Origin of the sequence: Paraburkholderia panacisoli, assembly GCF_008369935.1 — a bacterium.
In the GTDB taxonomy this organism is placed as follows: Bacteria; Pseudomonadota; Gammaproteobacteria; order Burkholderiales; family Burkholderiaceae; genus Paraburkholderia; species Paraburkholderia panacisoli.
This window is the reverse complement of sequence record NZ_VTUZ01000032.1, coordinates 35728-52962: the sequence shown is the minus strand read 5'-3', so window position 1 is coordinate 52962 and position 17235 is coordinate 35728. Positions and strand designations below refer to the sequence as shown.

General features: G+C 60.5%; 21 protein-coding genes and 5 pseudogenes. 18 read left to right on the top strand and 8 right to left on the bottom strand.

Going from position 1 to position 17235, the window contains the following annotated elements:
* Positions 1–81 precede the first annotated feature (81 nt).
* Both FVF58_RS34735 and FVF58_RS52315 read right to left on the bottom strand, forming a co-directional pair.
* Positions 82–330, bottom strand: a complete 249-nt coding sequence (locus tag FVF58_RS34735; protein WP_246217294.1) for a hypothetical protein — start codon at positions 328–330, stop codon at positions 82–84.
* A 12-nt stretch (positions 331–342) separates the two neighbouring features.
* Positions 343–1155 carry a helix-turn-helix transcriptional regulator gene (locus FVF58_RS52315; protein ID WP_223191187.1) on the bottom strand — a complete coding sequence of 271 codons (813 nt, stop codon included), beginning with the start codon at positions 1153–1155 and terminating at the stop codon, positions 343–345.
* Between the two features lie 328 nt (positions 1156–1483).
* Here FVF58_RS52315 and FVF58_RS34725 point away from each other — a divergent pair, with 328 nt between their 5' ends.
* The 15 genes and pseudogenes from FVF58_RS34725 to FVF58_RS34660 all read left to right on the top strand — a co-directional run.
* Positions 1484–1819 carry a hypothetical protein gene (locus FVF58_RS34725; RefSeq protein WP_149674246.1) on the top strand — a complete coding sequence of 112 codons (336 nt, stop codon included), beginning with the start codon at positions 1484–1486 and terminating at the stop codon, positions 1817–1819.
* Between the two features lie 200 nt (positions 1820–2019).
* A pseudogene (locus FVF58_RS34720) lies at positions 2020–2262 on the top strand (transposase); the annotation flags it as partial.
* Positions 2263–2411: 149 nt separating this feature from the next.
* On the top strand, positions 2412–3362 hold the full coding sequence (locus FVF58_RS34715) for a hypothetical protein (RefSeq protein WP_149674245.1): 951 nt from the start codon (positions 2412–2414) through the stop codon (positions 3360–3362).
* A gap of 307 nt (positions 3363–3669) precedes the next feature.
* The gene (locus FVF58_RS34710) at positions 3670–4098 is read left to right on the top strand and encodes a hypothetical protein (protein ID WP_149674244.1); all 429 of its coding nucleotides are present in this window, start codon (positions 3670–3672) and stop codon (positions 4096–4098) included.
* 83 nt (positions 4099–4181) lie between these two features.
* A complete protein-coding gene (locus tag FVF58_RS34705) occupies positions 4182–4409 on the top strand; it encodes a hypothetical protein (protein WP_149674243.1) in 228 nt (75 codons plus the stop codon).
* The gene (locus FVF58_RS34700) at positions 4406–4810 is read left to right on the top strand and encodes a hypothetical protein (protein WP_149674242.1); all 405 of its coding nucleotides are present in this window, start codon (positions 4406–4408) and stop codon (positions 4808–4810) included. Before FVF58_RS34705 ends, FVF58_RS34700 begins: the two co-directional genes overlap by 4 nt.
* A 97-nt stretch (positions 4811–4907) precedes the next feature.
* Entirely contained in the window at positions 4908–5573 is a 666-nt protein-coding gene (locus FVF58_RS34695) for a hypothetical protein (protein WP_149674241.1), read from the top strand.
* Positions 5574–5612: 39 nt separating this feature from the next.
* Positions 5613–6341 (top strand): hypothetical protein, encoded by a 729-nt coding sequence (locus tag FVF58_RS34690; RefSeq protein WP_149674240.1) that lies wholly within the window; start codon positions 5613–5615, stop codon positions 6339–6341.
* A 315-nt stretch (positions 6342–6656) separates the two neighbouring features.
* Positions 6657–7430 carry a hypothetical protein gene (locus FVF58_RS51705; RefSeq protein WP_188131006.1) on the top strand — a complete coding sequence of 258 codons (774 nt, stop codon included), beginning with the start codon at positions 6657–6659 and terminating at the stop codon, positions 7428–7430.
* Positions 7427–8929 (top strand): NAD(P)/FAD-dependent oxidoreductase, encoded by a 1503-nt coding sequence (locus FVF58_RS34685; RefSeq protein WP_188131005.1) that lies wholly within the window; start codon positions 7427–7429, stop codon positions 8927–8929. The genes FVF58_RS51705 and FVF58_RS34685 overlap by 4 nt, the downstream gene beginning before the upstream one ends.
* Positions 8930–8932: 3 nt before the next feature.
* Positions 8933–9163, top strand: a complete 231-nt coding sequence (locus FVF58_RS34680) for a hypothetical protein (protein WP_149674238.1) — start codon at positions 8933–8935, stop codon at positions 9161–9163.
* A gap of 43 nt (positions 9164–9206) precedes the next feature.
* Complete coding sequence (locus FVF58_RS34675; RefSeq protein ID WP_149674237.1) at positions 9207–9623, top strand: hypothetical protein; 417 nt, start codon at positions 9207–9209, stop codon at positions 9621–9623.
* Between the two features lie 40 nt (positions 9624–9663).
* Positions 9664–10197 carry a hypothetical protein gene (locus FVF58_RS34670; protein WP_149674236.1) on the top strand — a complete coding sequence of 178 codons (534 nt, stop codon included), beginning with the start codon at positions 9664–9666 and terminating at the stop codon, positions 10195–10197.
* Positions 10198–10234: 37 nt separating this feature from the next.
* Complete coding sequence (locus FVF58_RS34665) at positions 10235–10771, top strand: hypothetical protein (RefSeq protein ID WP_149674235.1); 537 nt, start codon at positions 10235–10237, stop codon at positions 10769–10771.
* A gap of 56 nt (positions 10772–10827) precedes the next feature.
* A pseudogene (locus tag FVF58_RS34660) lies at positions 10828–10989 on the top strand (IS6 family transposase); the annotation flags it as partial.
* Between the two features lie 105 nt (positions 10990–11094).
* Here FVF58_RS34660 and FVF58_RS53245 read toward each other — a convergent pair.
* A pseudogene (locus FVF58_RS53245) lies at positions 11095–11278 on the bottom strand (IS6 family transposase); the annotation flags it as partial.
* Positions 11279–11349: 71 nt separating this feature from the next.
* Here FVF58_RS53245 and FVF58_RS34655 point away from each other — a divergent pair.
* Positions 11350–11517, top strand: a complete 168-nt coding sequence (locus tag FVF58_RS34655; RefSeq protein WP_425468993.1) for a hypothetical protein — start codon at positions 11350–11352, stop codon at positions 11515–11517.
* Between the two features lie 178 nt (positions 11518–11695).
* Here the strand turns inward: FVF58_RS34655 and FVF58_RS34650 are convergent, their stop codons facing one another.
* Both FVF58_RS34650 and FVF58_RS34645 read right to left on the bottom strand, forming a co-directional pair.
* Positions 11696–13738, bottom strand: a complete 2043-nt coding sequence (locus FVF58_RS34650; RefSeq protein WP_149674234.1) for an arabinofuranosidase catalytic domain-containing protein — start codon at positions 13736–13738, stop codon at positions 11696–11698.
* Positions 13739–14180: 442 nt separating this feature from the next.
* Positions 14181–14891, bottom strand: coding sequence for a hypothetical protein (locus FVF58_RS34645; RefSeq protein ID WP_149674233.1), 711 nt, complete (start codon positions 14889–14891; stop codon positions 14181–14183).
* 405 nt (positions 14892–15296) lie between these two features.
* Here FVF58_RS34645 and FVF58_RS34640 point away from each other — a divergent pair.
* Positions 15297–16047, top strand: a pseudogene (locus tag FVF58_RS34640) (ISKra4-like element ISBusp5 family transposase); the annotation flags it as partial.
* Here the strand turns inward: FVF58_RS34640 and FVF58_RS51700 are convergent.
* Both FVF58_RS51700 and FVF58_RS54900 read right to left on the bottom strand, forming a co-directional pair.
* On the bottom strand, positions 16044–16220 hold the full coding sequence (locus FVF58_RS51700) for a hypothetical protein (protein WP_188131013.1): 177 nt from the start codon (positions 16218–16220) through the stop codon (positions 16044–16046). The pseudogene FVF58_RS34640 and the gene FVF58_RS51700 overlap by 4 nt on opposite strands.
* Positions 16168–16440: a RidA family protein gene (locus FVF58_RS54900; protein WP_425468995.1), complete on the bottom strand. Its 273-nt coding sequence runs from the start codon at positions 16438–16440 to the stop codon at positions 16168–16170. The genes FVF58_RS51700 and FVF58_RS54900 overlap by 53 nt, the downstream gene beginning before the upstream one ends.
* Before the next feature lie 41 nt (positions 16441–16481).
* On the opposite strand from FVF58_RS54900, the pseudogene FVF58_RS53235 reads away from it, so the two are divergent.
* A pseudogene (locus FVF58_RS53235) lies at positions 16482–16637 on the top strand (ISKra4 family transposase); the annotation flags it as partial.
* Between the two features lie 40 nt (positions 16638–16677).
* On the opposite strand, the gene FVF58_RS34630 reads toward FVF58_RS53235, so the two are convergent.
* Complete coding sequence (locus tag FVF58_RS34630; RefSeq protein WP_149674231.1) at positions 16678–17193, bottom strand: DUF302 domain-containing protein; 516 nt, start codon at positions 17191–17193, stop codon at positions 16678–16680.
* Between the last annotated feature and the right edge of the window lie 42 nt (positions 17194–17235).

Here is a 17235-nt window from a genome sequence, read left to right as displayed (position 1 = left end):
GCTGCGCCGTAGTCACTTCGCTGTACCAACGGATCCGGATGCATCGAGGGGCCGTCGGTCATCGCGGCGCTCATTGCGTAGTCATGCCCAAAGCGATCTGCGGACAAGATCCACCAGCGACTTGAGCATCATCAGCGTCGCCCCACCGATGAACGGCGGCGCGACAACCCCCATCACGCCGAGCACGATGCGGCCCGGCAACGGCACCCCCGGCTTCTTGCATGCGATATAGACGGCGGCCGGTGGCAGAAACAATATGGAGAGCACGTAACTGCGGTACGTGTAACCGTGCTTCGCGACAAATGCAATGGTCTTGTCCTTGAACGACATCGTGGTTCCCCTTCAAATCAGACCCAGTCGACTAACTTTGGCCACCGCCTGCGCTCTGTTGGAAACGTTCAATTTTCCATAAACGTTTGTAAGGTGGAATTTCACGGTCCGCTCGGAGACACACAATATTTTCCCAATCTCCCACGCCGTCTTGCCTTCGATCACCCACTTGATCACATCGCGCTCCTTGCCGGTCAATCTGACTTGAGCGACATCGGACTGCTGGCTCGGCCACGCCTCCGGTGGACTGCATTCAACCTCAGGTTGAACTGCTTCAAACGCCTCATACGTGAGGATTGAATGCAAATGCAGCGCCATGAAATTCACCAGCAGCGCGAGATGCGTACTGACGGTTGAACATTCGAGCTGGAAGATGGTGACCACATGGCCCATGCCGTGCACACCCGAGCGAACGCATGCGGCCACGCCTTGTCCGCCCTGCATGTGGGACGCCACGTCACGCACCGGCAGACACACCTGAGCAGGCAATACGCCCCCGGGGTCACGCCACTGGAAGGCATGGTCGAGTGGTTCCGAGATCGCAAAGCATCCAAGGTACTGCTCGATGCCGATCGCCGGCCCGCAAAACGTTTGCCCCAGGAGCCCCTCAGGTTGGCCATCAGCGGAACCGTTGCGATAGACGACCCCTTGAGAAATTGTCCTTCCCTTGCGCTCGTGAAGAATCACGCACCGTCTGACATGGACGACTTCTTTGACTTTCTCCGTTATTCGGTCCAGTCGCTCAATCAGATCGGATGTGCGACGAATCGGACCGCTATGACATGAGAGCAGTTTGAACTCTATGGTGGATTGAGCTGGGACCAAGTTGCCATCTCCATATATCATCGATTGGTCCCGCAACGGGGAGCGCTAGAACCAAATACCTACGTAGTCACGGACGGCATCAAACAATCTTCACAATGTGACGTCAACGAACTCTTGTCAAAAACTGGCTATGGCACGACCCCGTCAGGCCATGAGATCTTGACCGTGTCACACTGCCACATGAAGTGGGGCCAGTTAAGACTCGGCAAAGTCCTTGCTCGAATAAAAGACGAACAACGAAGGAAGATTATTAGCGCCAGTATTTTCTATTCCTAACTAATCCTGTACGAGATACCTTGTCACGTCTCACCTCCGTATGCGCCGCTTCATGCACCGTGATTTCTCGCGGATTGCCTCTCGCAACTGCTTGCCTGTTCGCGCGCTGTCGTGCGGTATTGCACCTCCCACGCGTGCCAGCCATATCGCGGCCGACTGTCGCCTGCTTGCCCAACTGTGCCGGCGCAATCACAAATTTTTATCTAGCTTCGATGGCCGCACGGTCCCACTTGAGCAGAACGATCCATTAAATTCGCCGGGTCCGAAAGAGACGAAAACGACGATCAGGCGATCAACGATTGCGGGCGGCGGGGATGCCGCGCCGTTTGCAGAAAAGAAGGCACAGGTTGTGCCAGGTTCGAAATCAGGCCGAAGTGAAGAATCGTAAGTGCCTGAAAAGACGTAGCTTCTACGAAATCGCGAGGCGTCTTTCAACGGCACTTGCTCGTGTTTCACGGTGAATATGTTCGGCATTGCCTGACACGCGTCGTGAGCAACTGTTCGTCAGAACAATACACTGAGCTTCCCCTGAAATTTCGCCTTCCGGCAGGTCGTGTATAAAGTCGACCCAAAGGAAGGACAGAGGGAATGTTCAAAGTACCGAACCAGGTGTACACGGCAGAGTTCAAGGCAGCGGCCGTGCAACGAGTCGAGGACGGGCAAGACGTGAGCGCGGTGGCCCGCGAATTAGGCATGTCGGCGCAGACGCTACGCGACTGGCTGAAAGCTGCTGAGGCCGGCGACCAGAATGGCCTGGGGGCGAAGGAAGTCACGCCGGAACAGATGGAACTTTCGCGCCTGCGTGCGGAGAACAAGCGCCTGCACCGTGACGAACGCATGAAGACGACCGGACGGAAATGTTTCGGCGATCTTCGGGCCACTCCCAGCAAATCACATTTTCAATGTTTCAATTCGTAACCTATATTGAAGAGCAGTGTTTAATCACGCGGCAATCGCTTTCCTGAAAGGAGGCGGTACCGATGAGCCAGTCCGGTGCATCTCTGCAGATGGGAGCAGACTGGGATCCGACCCGGTCGGCGCGCGAGCGGCTCGACCAGTTGATCCGGTCGTATCGGCACGTGGTGACGGAGCATCTGGAGCCCTTGGTACGCGGCTATCATCCGTCGATGCTGACTGGATCGCGTGACGAGTACCTCAAGATGCTTGAACTGACCACCAAGATGAATGTGGTCGGTCATGCTTGCACGGAAGTTGCAGGGTTCGAATATGATGCACGGCGCCAGCATGTCGGCAGCCTGTTCGGCGCGTGCTGCTTTCTGGCGGACAGTTTCATTGACGACTTCGATGATGCGACGACGCGCGACTATCTTGACCGCCTGGGCGTATTGCTCGCTGAAGGCTGGTTCGATTTGCGCAACGATCGCGAGAGACTTTTCTATGTGATCGTCTCGAGGCTTTTTAGCGGGCGCGATATCATGAATGCGACGACACGCCAGGCCATTTTGCGGCTTTACGAAGCGCAGAAGCATGACGTCGAATTACGCCTCGCGCGCACGTACAGCGAGGCGCGACCCGGGCGCTCGGAATTGAACGCATTGAGGCAATGCGCCAGCAATCGCAGCGGTCACGCGATTCTGGTGTTATCGGCATTTCTGCTGCCTGAACTCGATCTGAACTATATTGCACTGATCTACACCGCCGGTGCGTTGATCATGTTCATCGACGACCACGGCGACTGTTTTTCGGATCTGGCGCATGACCGCGTGACGTTCATGAATCAGGTCAAATACCCCGAGCGTACTTTGCGCAGGATTTTTGTGTCTTATGTGCAGCGTGTATATCGTGGCCTGCCGCCCGGCAATGGGCGGGATCTCCTGATCGCATTCCTCACGCGCTACTACCTGACACGGCTCGACAAGCATCGGCAGCAGAAACTGAAAACCGCGTCTGGCTGGGCCGTCTATGAGTGATGGCGTTGGTGTCGATGGATCGCGGGCGGCAGATCTGATCGCGTTGCACATCCAGGAGTTGCACAGCGTCGGAAGGCTTCACGGACAGCAACCGTTGCTGAGAATCGACAACCGCGCCGAGGCCTCGCAGGCGCCGTTTCAATTCGACGCGTCAGCAGGACGATTGCATCGCATGGGTTGCCGGTCGATACCGAAGCAATCGACGTCTGCGCTCTATGGTGTCTGGCGAATCGGCCGCGACGAACAGCAACTCGCTTGCCCACGGTGCAAACCAGTGTTCAATGAAGACGCTCCAGACGATCGAAATTTGCCGAGCGACCTGCTTTACGGGGTGCTGTCGATCATTACGCAGTTTGGCGGTGTGTTGCGCGAACGCGGGCGCGAATACCGCGGCACGCTGGAAGGACGGGTGCTGGGCGCGCAGATCGAACGGGTGTGCCGCGATCTCGGTGAGCGGGAAAAAATCGCGCTGGGGACGGTTCTTGCTTCACTCGACGGCTTGTCCACGCTTCTGCGCGAAATGGAAGCTGGGGTGGGAGAGGCTAACGGCGCGGGTGTGCACGCCGCAAACGGAAACGGTGCGCCTGCCACAAGCGGCACCAACGGTACGAGCGGTGCTAACGGTGCGAATGGTGGTGCTAACGGTGCGAATGGTGCGAACGCGTATGAGGCTAGTCTGGACGGTGCAAACGCCCACCGTGCCGGAAACGGCGCTTCGCGGCCAGCGCACGATTGACTCGGCAACGGATGCGGAGCCAGATCAGCGTCGGCCAGTCGATGAGCGATGAGCGATGAGCGATGAGCGATGAGCGATGAGCGATGAGCGAGGATGCGATGCCCAGAATCACCATGTCCATCCGGTTGGGACCGATGGTGCACTTCCAGATCGAAGGTCAGAACTGCACTGAGATATCCCAGGCGCTGGACGGCTTCGAGCATCTGAACAAGACGGTCGACGACATGTTCAGCGATCTGGCCGAGCGTGTGTACCCCGATCTCGACACGGAAGGTAACCACGCGCCGGTCGCGGAAGGGGGAAAAACATGAAATTCGGCACCCGCGTCACCCTTCACGCGCACCCGGATCTGAACCTTCGCATTGACGCGGCACCGCTCGCGTTCGAATGCTGTGGCGGTGCGTCGTTCTCGCTTTCGACCGGGCCGGTCGAAGTGTCGCTGAAGGAGTTGCCCATCTCGTTGACCATTCCGTTTCTGCGACATAGGCGTCGGCGCGTGGTGGTCGCGTCGGTCGGACCCGCCCGCTTCCAGCTGAATCCGATCGACGTGAAGCTGGATGCCCGCGATATAAGCATCGGCGGGGTCGTCGGCAAGGAAGGGATCAGCAGCACTTTGCATGGCACCGGCGCATGCAAGGCCGAGATCGGCGTGACCGGCAAAGTCCCCGTCAAAGCGCTCGCCGAGGCCGTCGACGGCTCCGACAACGAATGACATTTTGCGTGGTGGAGCGCGAATCGTGATAATCAGACCGCAACGGCGCCCAATGCCCGTGCACGGCACGGCGAACCGGAGCGCGTGCGGCGCTTGCGTGAGAGAGATCTACCGATGTGTCGAATATCGCCACCAGGTGGAAATCGAAGTCTGGCCGCCGGCGGTCACGCTCAACTTCGAGGATGAATGGACGGCGAATCCGATCAACGCACAAACCCGCTTCGCCGCAACGGTGTTCAACTCGAGTCAAGGCGCGTTGTGGGAAGTGCACGACGTGCTGGGCAACCCCGGTGCCGGATCGATCGATGCGACGGGTCTATATCGCGCTCCGCCCAAGGGCGCGCTACCGGACTGTTTCACCGAGGTCGTCGTCGCGACTGCGCGCGAGGACCGGCTACGCAAGGCCTACGCGTGGGTCACGCTAGTCGGCACCGGACCCGCGGCGGCACCGAGGCCCTCGGTCGAAATATGGCCACGGCGGGTCAATCTCTACTATCGGCAAGGCTTCAACAACAACTATATCGACGACAGCAACAAGATGCGGCTCTTCACCGCCACCGCGTCACATGATCCCGCACCGGCCTTCGAATGGCTGGTTGACGGTGTGGTGCAAGGCGGCGCGACCGATCCATGGTTTCTTTATCAGGCACCCGGCAACGGCGGGACGCAGGTCGTGACGGTCAGCGTGCGCAATCAGGCACAAGCGGCGATTCGCGACGACGCGCGCGTGCTGCTCCTCAACTACACATGGCCGGCCGCCTAGCCGGCGTCGCTCGTCGGCATATCGCTCTGGAGACAACAGATGGACGTCGATATCAAGTCGGTACACAACGTCGATCCGATCCCGATCCAGCCGCTGACGATCCAGCCGCTGACGATCGCCGACGTGCAGAAGATCGCGCCGGCCGCGGTCCATATCAAGGAACTGAACCAGATCGCGCCACTGCTGGTGGAGTCGCTGCGGATCGATCACATCCGTCACGTCGATCCGCTGCGCGTTGACCAGTTGAACGTCACGCACCTGCCGACCGTGAATCTGACGCTCAGTCAGTTGCCCCAACTGGATGTGTCCGTGCGGCGGGTGCCGCCGCTGGCGTTGGCGCTCCAGCAGCGATTCGATCTGCCGGCGCGTTACCGCATTCGAACGCGGCTGCTAGGCTTCGAAATCATGCGATTCGAAATCGACGGCGAAATGAAGCTCGTGCCGCGCAACTGCGCGCGAAGCGAACAATCGCACTCGACGGAACGCAGCTTTCCCGATGTCGCGGCGGCCGGCAATCCGGCGATCCCCACGCGCACCACGCAGCGGTGCACGCAGACCATCACTCGCGTCGCCCCTCGCACGGTTGCCTGTGACGCCGAGCATTGCGCCGACGCACCCTGGCCGGCACAAGCCGCTCAAGCGCGACACCCCGCGCGACTGAGTGCCGGCGCGCCACGCTTTCATTACGCCTTGGGCCGCGGCAGCGCGGCTGCTCCAGCGGCGCAACGCAACGCCCGCGCTGACAGTTCGGTTGCCAGTGGAGATTGAACGCCATGTCACGCAATAGCCTTCCCGATGCCGGCCCGGGTGTCCGCATCCTCAGCGAGAATCTGATCGGCCTTGCCAATGCCCTCGCCGGTCTTGCCTCGGCTGCAGCGTATCGCGCGTACGCGGGCGCGCTCTCGGCACGGCACATCGCGCATCGGGCAATCTGGGACGTGCCCCATTCGCCCTGGCCGCAACCATGCGACTCATGCCGTCCACGCGAAGGTCGCTGCTGCAACGTCCGGCAGCACGTCAGTTACGTCTGCATACCGCCTGTTTATGGCTGCGGGTGTGTAGCGCCCTGCAAGGAGTCATGCGATGTCGGCCACCAGTGATGCAGCGGCAGCCTCCGGGACCGGTGATGCGACCAGTCCCGCGCACGAGGCGCGGCCCGCCAGTTCCCCCGACAATGGGTCGCCGACACCGCCGCATCTGGATGAGCCCAATGCGCACGCGGCGCACCAGCCCAAGGCGGCGACCAGTTCCGCTCCCGATCTGCGTGGGCACCTCGATCAGTTCAGCGCGATCCTGAGCAAAGGCCTCGATCTTGCGGAGGCAGGCGTGAGTCTGGGCGTGACGCTCATCAGCCGAGTCGGCGCGGTGGCCCAGCAGGAAATTCGCGAGCGCGTGAGCAACGCCGCAACGCATGCCGGATCGATGCCCGGCGCGGCGCCCGCGGAGCCTGGCCCGAGCATGGAGGGCGGCGCATGGCCGTCCGCTCCGGTGACTGCGCCGGCGCAATCCGCCGTACCCGACGATGGCGGCTACGCAGTAACCAATCGGCTGGCGCTGATACCGGGCAGCGAAGTTCGCGTGTCGTTCTCGGTGAACAACGATTCGACGACCGAACCCAAGAAGGTGTCCCTCCGGGTGGAAGGATTCACCGGCCATATGCAAGGGGCGCGATTCGAAGCCGGTACGCTGGCGGTCAAACCGAACCAGAAAACCATTGCGCCGGTGGACTTCGAAAAATTCGTGCTCCAGGGCACGCTGCCATCCGATCTGCCGCCGGACGTCTACCATGGTGCGGTTGTCGTCGAATCGGGCAGCGAGCTGCGCATTCCCGTGATCCTGGTTGTCGGTGCAACGTGAGCGCAAAGGCGATGATCTACGACGCGATCGTGGTGGGAGCAGGTCCTGGCGGCAGCAGTGCCGCGAGCTTTCTTGCGCGCGACGGTATCGCCACTCTGCTGATCGACAAATCCACGTTTCCACGCGACAAGGTATGCGGCGACGGGCTGACGCCGCAGGCCATCTACTGGCTCGACCGGCTCGGCTGTGTCGACGAGGTTCTCGCGGCCACCGACGCATGCCTGAAATCCTGCGATCTGTTCATCAACGGCGAGCTCGTGCTGACGGGTCGCTTCCCGTCGCACACGCAATATCCGGATTTCGCGGTTCTGCTCGATCGCAAACGCTTCGATCATATTCTGCTCAACAACGCGTGTGATCATGGCGCTCACTTTCAGCCCGATACGCGCGTGCACGATATCGTGTACGAGCCCGATTGCATTTGCGTGATGGGTGAGACGCGCGGCAAACCGACCGAATATCGCGCCCGCGTCGTGATCGGCGCCGACGGTGTCAGCTCGGCGATCTCCCGCGCAATCGGCAACACCTTGAAGGATGGCGTGATTGCTGCTTCGCTGCGCGCCTACTTCCGGAACGTCGAATGGGACGGTGCGCAGATCAAGGTGTACTTCGCGCGCGACTATTTTCCCGGCTATGGCTGGCTATTTGTCGACGACAGCGGATTCGCAAACGTCGGCCTCGGCTATGCGTTCGACAAGAATTTCCCGATGCTCGAGAACCTCGGTGCGCACTTCCGGCGTTTTCTCGCCACCGAGGTGGCCGGCATGCTCGCAAACGCAACACGTTGCGGTCCGGTCTCCGGCGGATCGGCCGCGTTCTATCGGCCAAAAGCCATCATTGCGGACCGCGTGATGCTGATCGGCGATGCGGCAAACCAGGCTGACCCGCTCAATGGCGGAGGCATCCACAAGGCCATGGAAAGTGCGTTTTGTGCTGCGCAAACGTGCCGCCATGCGTTGGACGCCGGAGATTTTTCATGCGCGGCGCTCAAGCGCTATGAGACACGGTGGAACGAGCAATACGGACTCGACTGGCAGACCGCCGAAATATTTCTGTCGATCGCCAAGAACCCGAACCTCAGGGATTTCGCCCTTTTCCTTTTGAAGAACATCGGCACGTTGACGGCCGCCGACCCGCAATTTCAGGACTTCGCGAGTGGCATCTTCAGCGGCGTCATTTCGCAAAGCAGTTGCTTGTCCCCTCTGGTGCTGTACCAGGCGTTCCCCAAGCAGCTGGCCGCCTGGCTGGCGCTGATGCAATACGATGCAAACGCCGCGGTTGACGGCAAGCACGACGTGGTACTCGGCTCCATGCGACTCGCGCGCGGTGCCGTTGGCAGCATTGCCCGTGCGGGCGTCAATATGGCACGAAGTCCCGTCACGACGCTCGATTGGGGCATCGAGGTAGCAACCCGCGTGATGCGGCTGGCCGACCGCCAGGTCGCGTCTGGTCACACAGCGGGCCGACACGGGGAACCGGCACACACGTCAAGGAGATAAACGATGTCGACTGCATTGGCTTCTGTCACCAAGCTGGTTCATGACACGTCGAGTGCGTTGATCGATCAGCAGATCGCTTCGAAGGTCGCATCGATGGCGACGGGCTTTCTGAACTCGGGGTTCGAGATCGTCGACGATGCGCTGAAGATCGTGCGCGACCTGAGCGCTCCCGCGGCGCCCTCGACACCGCCTGCCGCGGCAGCCCCTGCGGCGCCGTCGCCCGACCAACCGTAACGTTGTCCGCAAGCGTGGGGCACGCTTGCTGAGGAGAGGCAAGATGAAACATGGAAGCTGGGGTGGCCCGGCGGGTTGCGAACCCGCGCGAGCCCCCGTGTGCGCCTTCTTTATCCCGGTATGGTACGTCCCATCGGTCGCGCCGGGTTGTGACCCGGTGCTGCGGGTGCCACGTCACCTCGAAGTCCAGCAATCGACTACGCCTCAATCGGCGTTCGTGGGCGGACGCGAAGAGGTGCTGCTGTCCGTCGAGTACCTGGTTGAGACTGGCGCAGCGAGCCCCTCGGTGTCGTTGACTACGGCATCGGATGGCTCTTCTTCGACGTGGACCGACTCGACACCCGCGGTCGGGTACCACGTTCAGGAAGACCTGCTGCGCGTGAAGGCCGGAACAAAATTGACGCTGGCGGTCAACAACGTTGACGCGCGCGTCCGATGGTGTGAATCGATCTGCTGCTAGGCAGCGGGCGAGATTTCTTGACCATTCAAAGGAGGTCGAGGTGAATCCAAGCCAGTACGCTCAGCACTACACCGGCGCGTGGCGCGTGCCGGCGCCGGCTTTCTCCTATCCGCGCGAGCCGATGCGGACAGGTTACTGTCGCCATTGCGGGCAACCCAGTGCGCAATGCCGATGCGGTTGCAGGGAATGCCGCACCGAACCGCGGGAGTTGGTGGCCGAGTCCAGGACGACCGGCGACATCACGCGCACCGGTCTTGCGACCTTGCTCGGCACGTCCACCGCGGCGGGCCAGGGCAACGCAGCGGCCAACAGCAACACCGCGTTCATCGGTGGCGGATGTTGCGTTCATCTTTCGGTCGAATATGCACCGGTCACGCCCACCGCTACGTCGGCGGTTGCCGTGCTGGTGCGCGACTCCGAGGGGACGGTGCTTGGGTGGGAACGCCAGGAACAGGCCGGCGCGCACTACCGGGTGAAGGAAAGCATCATCACGACCAAGCCGGGCGCAACCGTCACGGTTCTGGTATCGAACATGGTGGCGCGCGTGCGGTGGTGCGAAGTGTTCAGTTGCTGACGGAGGCGGGTATCCGCGTTCATCGAGGAGATCGAAAATGGCCACGAAACCGAAGGACGAGCAGGCCGGCAAGCCAGACGCCGAGACGCCGGCATCTTCCCCATCCGCTGGGCAAACGAGTGCGCAGTCCGAATTTCAGCGTTACAAGGAACGGCTGGACGCGTCGGGATTGACGGGTGGCCAGATGATGATGGTGCCGGTGGGGTTGCCACGCGGCATGCCCGGCATTCCCGCATGGGCACTCCCCCCTTCCGTGGCCGCGATACCGGCGCCCTCCGGCTGGCCGGCAGCGGCTCAAGAAGCGAGCGGCGCGACGCAAACGTTGTTCGGTGCGCTGGGTACGACATTGAAGCTCGGGATCGACGTCGTCAACGCGGCGCTCTTTAGCAGCGCTCGGGCACTCGAAGGAGTCTCCGGCATGGCGCTCGGATATCGCCCTGCAGAGTATGGCGGCTGCGGTTGCTGCGAGCAAAGCTGCTGTGAATGCGACTGTTGCCAGGATTGCGGCTGCGCCCCGTGCTGTTGTGAACCCTGTTGTAGTCCTTGCCAGCCGAGTGTTGGTAATTGTTGTTGAAGCAACACTACAGACGGCACTGTCAGGTTGGCGAGATGTTCGCGTAGCATGAAGTGATGACGAAAAGGAAATCGCTTTTTCACGGCCACCGGTTTCCGGCGACGGTTATCAGCCATGCGGTGCGTTGGTACTTCCGGTTCCAGCTCAGCCTGCGCGACATTGAAGAGTTGCTGTTCGAGCGCAGCATGATGGTCAGCTACGAGACGATTCGCCGCTGGTGCGAATGGAATGAACAGCCCCCGCCGACGGTGAGGATATGCAGAATATAGGGCTGTGGTGCAAACTCGGTAGGCGGGCAATAAATCGTCCATGTTTCGGATACCTTAACGACCTGAAAGAACCGCCATCCAAATCGAGGGCGAAGTGGTATCTTTGAGGTGCAATGCGGGTGAGACCGAACTGGCCTTTGCGAATGCGATGCATCAGTTCGATGCCGGTGAGGGTAACGGCGGCGCTGCGGAACCGCTTGAACCAGAGCATCACTTTCACCCGCGCTTTGATGTGGCGGTAAAAGCTCAAGAGTAACAGGCCGACGCGCCGGAATTGCACCACAACCGATTTTCGGGGGTACCGCGCCGATGGCGAACGAATGGCTCGTCGCGCATACGGGCAATGCGGTGGTGCCCGCTTGTTACATGATGGCCGCGTGCGTCGTTGGCGAGATTGCGCTGATCTTCGTCACCGAGACGCGCAGGTGTTCGTTGCGCGGGTCGGGCATTCCGGGGAAGCAGGAAGTGATTGGTTGAAGTGACATGGCGTGGCCGGCCGCCTATCGCTGCGCTTCGGCCACGCGCGATCAAAAGCGTCTATTGCAACAGGCTTTCGCGATCGTGTCGGACGCGAGGGCTTGCATAGTGAGCGGGTCTGCTTTTAATCGCGCGACGCGTCAACGAATCATCCGTCGCTACGTCGCGCTCATCGTGCTTACGACGTCGCACCGCTCATGATCGCGAGGCTCGGGCAGTAATGCGTCGCACTCAGATACGCGGCCTGCTGCGAACGCACGCCTGCGCTGCTCGACGTGGGCGGATCGATGAACACCTGCGCATTGTTCGATCCCGCGGGAGCCGTCAGCGTCATCGTCACTTTCCACCAGTTGCCCGCTTTCACCGCGCTCAGCGCGGTCGGCTGACCCGCGCCCCAAGTACCGCGGACGATTGCGCCGGTGTTCGTGTTCAGCACCCAGCCGAACTCGGTGCCGCTCGGATCGTCGGTCTGGATCGAGCCGCCGGGGAACACCGTCGCGTTGGTGGTGGCGAGCACATAGTCGGTGAACGTGTACGACTGGCCGCCCTGCACGCGGATCACTTCATGGATGTTCGACACGGCCGAACCATTCGTGCTCGTGATCGTCGCGGCGCCGCGATTCACGCTGGAGATGTCGGTGGCGGGCACGGCGGTGCCGCCGTTCGACTGCGACCACGCATCCGGCGTCGCGAGACTGAGCGGCGAATTGATCAGGTTGTTCGCATAGCAGGCCGACACGGCCGCGTTGGACGGCGGCCCGTAGAAGCTCGCGATGCTCGACTGGATTGCGTTGTCGGTCGTATCGGACGTCGCCTTGGTGAGGATCGCGCCTTCGAAGAACTGGATCGGCGCGGCGCTGCCGTCGCCGCCTTCGCCGAGCGACAGACCGCCCTGCCATTGGCCGTTGAACGCATGACCCGCGTCGTGGCCGAAGTTCAGCGCTTCAGGCGGCGCCTGGTCGTACAGCGACGTCAGCACGCTTTGTGAAGCGGAACCGCCTTTAACCGCGAAGAGATTCGAGGCGGTGACGGGCGAGTACTTCGACAGGACCGTGACGAACTTCTCTTTCGCCGGCTGCTGCGGACCGTACAGATACACTCCGGCTTCCGCATCGACGCCCGGCCAGTTGGTATCGAGCGCATTGCACACCGGGTCCTTCACGTTCGATGGCTGGATCGAGTCGCCGTCGCAATAGCCGAACACGGCCGCGTTGCCGTTCGAGAACGCGAGCGCGAACATTTCGCCTTCCACTTCGCCGTGCGAATAGGTGCTGGGATTCGCACTGTTTTCCATGTTGCCGTAGGTGCCGCAGCAGGTCGACGATTGGCCGTAGTGCGCGCCGGCCACCATGTACTCGGCGATTTCGCTATCGCCGATCGACTGATTCACCGTGCCGAAGCGCTTGCGATAGGCTTGGCCGGCCAACGTGCCGAGAGCCGGAATCTGCACGCCGTTCGTCGTGACGAACGCGAGCTTGGCCGGCGTGCCGGGGAGCGCGGGCAAGTCGTTACCAATCGTCACTTGCTCGGTCGGCGCTTGCGCGGTCAATGCGGTCGGTGGCTGTTGCAGTTGCACTGTCAAGGTGCCCGCGGTGCCGGGCAGCGTGATCGTCGCGAAGCCGTTGAGGACTGGCACGGTGGTCGTTTTCTGCGAGCCCGAGGTGCCGTTGGGCACCGTCAACGATTCCGTGCCGTCCTGGTTCCGTGTGAGCGTCGCTGGTACGTTACCGAATGCGCCCCCCTTCAATGGCGCGACCAGATCGACCTGATCGTAGATGGAGGTAACCGAGCAGGTCGTGTTGTTGCAGAAGGACTGCGTGCTCTGCACATTCGCCGAGCCGACCAGTGAGCGATCGCCGCCCTTGAGCGTGCGGTTGGTGTACGGATAGACGTCGAGCGTCGTGTTATCGGACGCGCGTTGAATCTGGAACAGCGGGCCCTGGTAGTTCTTCGTCAGCAGACGTGTCACGCTGTGCGCCGCGGAGCAGGGCGTGTTGGCCGTGGCGGCGGCATCGCAGGGCAGCGCGGTGGTGGTCGCCGCGTTGTCGTCCGCCGATGCATTCGAATTCGACTGCGCCGCGCTGTTGGACGGCGCAGGGTTCGCGGTGGCCGCATACGCCACCGGCGAGGTCGACGCGCCGCTATTGTCGCCATTACACGCGGCAAGTCCGACGGCCATCGCCAGCCAGACCGCCACTAATCCGATTTTTCTGGACATCATGACCTCCTCCTATGGAACCGCTGATCGGGTTGAAATGCTTAGGTCTACAGATCGATGTAAAGGATCGTTATGATCGTTGACGCTTCGCAAATGGCAGCCGGTCAGGCCGGCGCGCAACATCTGGCAAGTAATAATATTAATCAATAATATCGATCTGACGGCATGGGGTAATCCCGCATACGCGCTTTATCGAATTGAAAGAATCACGCCGCATGCCGCTGTAAGCAATTCGCATAGACCAGCAGCTTTTTTTGAATTATTACTAATATTCTCGTGCGCGAGTCGGGCATTGGCACGCGGCATGCCTGAGCATGGCGGCACGGCGCGCCGTGCCGCCCCATGACAAGGGTTTAAAGCGAAGGGATGGATGGAAATGAAAGTGACGCGCGGCGAATCACATGTTCAACCGCGCATGGCTTGCGCCAATGTACTTCAACGCCATTCAATCACCGGACAGAACAGTGTCCTCGATTTCGTAGCGTTCATTGCCGACTGAAATCAGATTGATGCCGGCGTGCTTCCGGGTCAGCGTGTTGCCGGGCATCGGACGATCGCTCGCGGCCGCAGCTGTGCCGATTATCCGGCCGTTAGCACCGAAGAAAATTGCCCGCGTCGTGCCATCGGGCCAGTAGACCACGACCGTATTCGATCGATCGCTGTGATGGACGACGCCGAACTTGCACATCGTTTTGGTCTGTCCGTTGTCGCGCTCGCAGGCCAGGGTGCCGGTCGCGCTGATAGGCGATTCCTTTACGGGCGCGTGGCTGTTCTGCGAACCGACCGGACCGCGTTCCGTCGAAATCGAAATCAGCGTCACGCCATCCGCTTCGCCGACGACCCGCGCATGCCGCTGATGCCCGACGATTGCGCGCACGGCGGCGCTATCGCTCGCGCCCGGACAGCCGACCAGCATCGCCATGTGGTCGAGATAGTTCGCAGTCGCGGCCGACTCGCCGAGCCGTCGGCATGCATCGCCAGAGTGCGGATAACCATCGCCGAGCACGTTGAATGACGCGGGCCATTCGAACCGGCTGGCGGTGCCAGCGGCCTGCGCCGAAGTCGAAGCACCACCCGCACCGAAACCCCCACTGAAAGCGAGCGCCACAATCGTCGCGTAGAGCGCCGAGCTAAGAGACCGGGCCGCGTGTCGCATCGAAGTTCTCCTCAACGTGCTCACGTCCGAGCCGCCCCTGAAGCCAACGCGGCCTGCGGGCGCTGCAGCCACTCGCGATTTTGCTTGCGCGCGTGACGCGGCCAATGTTTGGCGTCTTGAACGACCGAACGGTAGCGGGCACTGACTGATTCATTTGCGCGGTCCTTCATATCGTCTCTCCGATTTGGCGATGCGGGCGCCCGGCCTTTGGTGCCGATTGTTCCGTAAAAAAGGAACTCCGTGAATCGACTGCAGGTGCAATCATGGTGCTCGATCGCAGTCCGAGCTTTGCTTGCAAACTAGTACCTTTAAAGACCCAAAATACGAGAAATTAATTCCATGGTTAAAGCGACGATACCCCTCCGCGCTCTCGCCTCCCAGCCTTTTTAACGACTTCCTGCAACAGCCTTGGGCCAAGCCGGTAAGCAGCCACGCGTATGTGCTTCAGCCATGCCGCGCACCAGGCGACTGAATCAAGAGATGATACGACTCCTCGAGGACAGTGGATGCCGGGATCCTAATGAAGTTGTCGTCCTGACGGATGGAGCTCGGGACTTGGCTGACGTAGCCAAAGACCTCCCATATGATAATGAGTGGATCCTGGATTGGGCGCATATTGGGCGGCTGTTGCGTCGCGTTGATCAGGCTATCGCGCCACTGGCATATGGACGACTCACGAAGAATGGATCAGCGTTCGAACTGTGGGACCTGTTTGTCCGCTTCCGTCATTACGTTTGGGTCGGACATACCGTGGCGTGGCAGAAGTTCGCAACTAAGCTCGCCCACCTGCTTGATCTGCGTGAGAAACGAGACCCCGGCGGTGAGCAGACAGGTCAGGAAAGCAAGCTATGGCCTCTCCAATGTGGTCACGTATCTCAAGAGCAATGTTGAGTCGCTGATCGACTATCGCACATGGCGAGGCGTGGGAAGGCGAATCTCCACGGGCTTCGTCGAATCGTCGATTAACCGGATCGTCGGCCGTCGAATGTGCAAGGGCCAGCACATGCGCTGGAGTCGCGTGGGAGCGCACAGTGTCGTGCAATTGCGCGTCGCGTTGTTGAACCAGAAATTCCAGGAACTCGCACAGCAACAGTTTCCGTGGATTGGAGAGCGCCGCGTTACGTGGCCTTGGCAACGCACATCCCAGGGTTTTTAACGGCTTCCTTCAACATTTAGCGCCACCAGCGTGATCGCAGAGAATTCGGTCATCACCGCCTTGATGCCTAGCGTGTCAATCTTCCACGCGATAAAAAGCGTGAGCAGGCGAGCCCGGTCGCTATCCATACGGGCGTGCGCGATGTTCGTCGCATCGGAGACAGCCCCGCTCATCGCACCGGCAATCGATAGTGCTCAAACACCTCTCGAAAACGCAAGTTACGACGTTTGTGTCACATGTTTCGCGATTCGAATTGCAGCCCGGCTCGATTTCGAACACCGCCTCGACGACGATCACGCCGTTGAGCGGCAACGCCGAAACGCCCACACAGGTCCGCACGTGCCGCCCGCGCTCGCCGAAGATGTCGACCAACAAGTCCGAACAGCCGTCCATCGCGGCGGGCTGGTCCGTGCAGTCCGGCGTCGAGTTCACGTAGCCGACGGCTCACGAAACGTCAACAAATGCGTTGGTCGATGAAGGGCGCTCACTATCTTCTGCAAACGCGGGTAGAGCTACTCGATGGGCGACTTGAGAGTTTCTTCGCCAAGCGGTTCCCTCTCTTCAGATCGCCAGAGGTTGCTCGACAATGAACGCCCCTCCCCCATTTTTCATCCACTCCCATCACCATCGCTATTTTCTTCCAGTTGCACTGGAGGCATCCTCGATCGCGTGCTCCACCACCAGGCGAAGCTTGCGATCGAGCTCGCGTGCGGTTTTGTCAACTTCCGCATTTTCGCAAGCGCCGAGAATGGACGATGGCTGGTCATACTCGATGCGAACGCGATTTTCCTCATGCTCATAGGCAATGAGCGTTAAAGGAACATATTGCCCAGCACGTACGTCGTGTTGGGTCATCTGTATCGCTACCAGTGGGTTCCCCAAGATGAACCGGATGGCCTTCTGGCTTTTTCCGACCATCGTTAGCGCACGTCCGTGATCAAGCGCAAAGAAAATCATCAACCCTTGATCTCCTTCCATGCCTTGAATCGCGGCTGCTGCTTCGCGAGGCTGCCCCATCAGGGCTGCTATCGCCGCCTGATCGAATTTTCCAAGTCTTTTCTGAAAGCTTTTGACGAAGCTTTCAAACGTGACGTCAGCATTGATCTTGACGCTGACGATTTGGCGTTGTGTTTCCGATGTCTTCATTTTTAACTCCTTCAGGATACTTACAGATTTTCATTGCCCAGC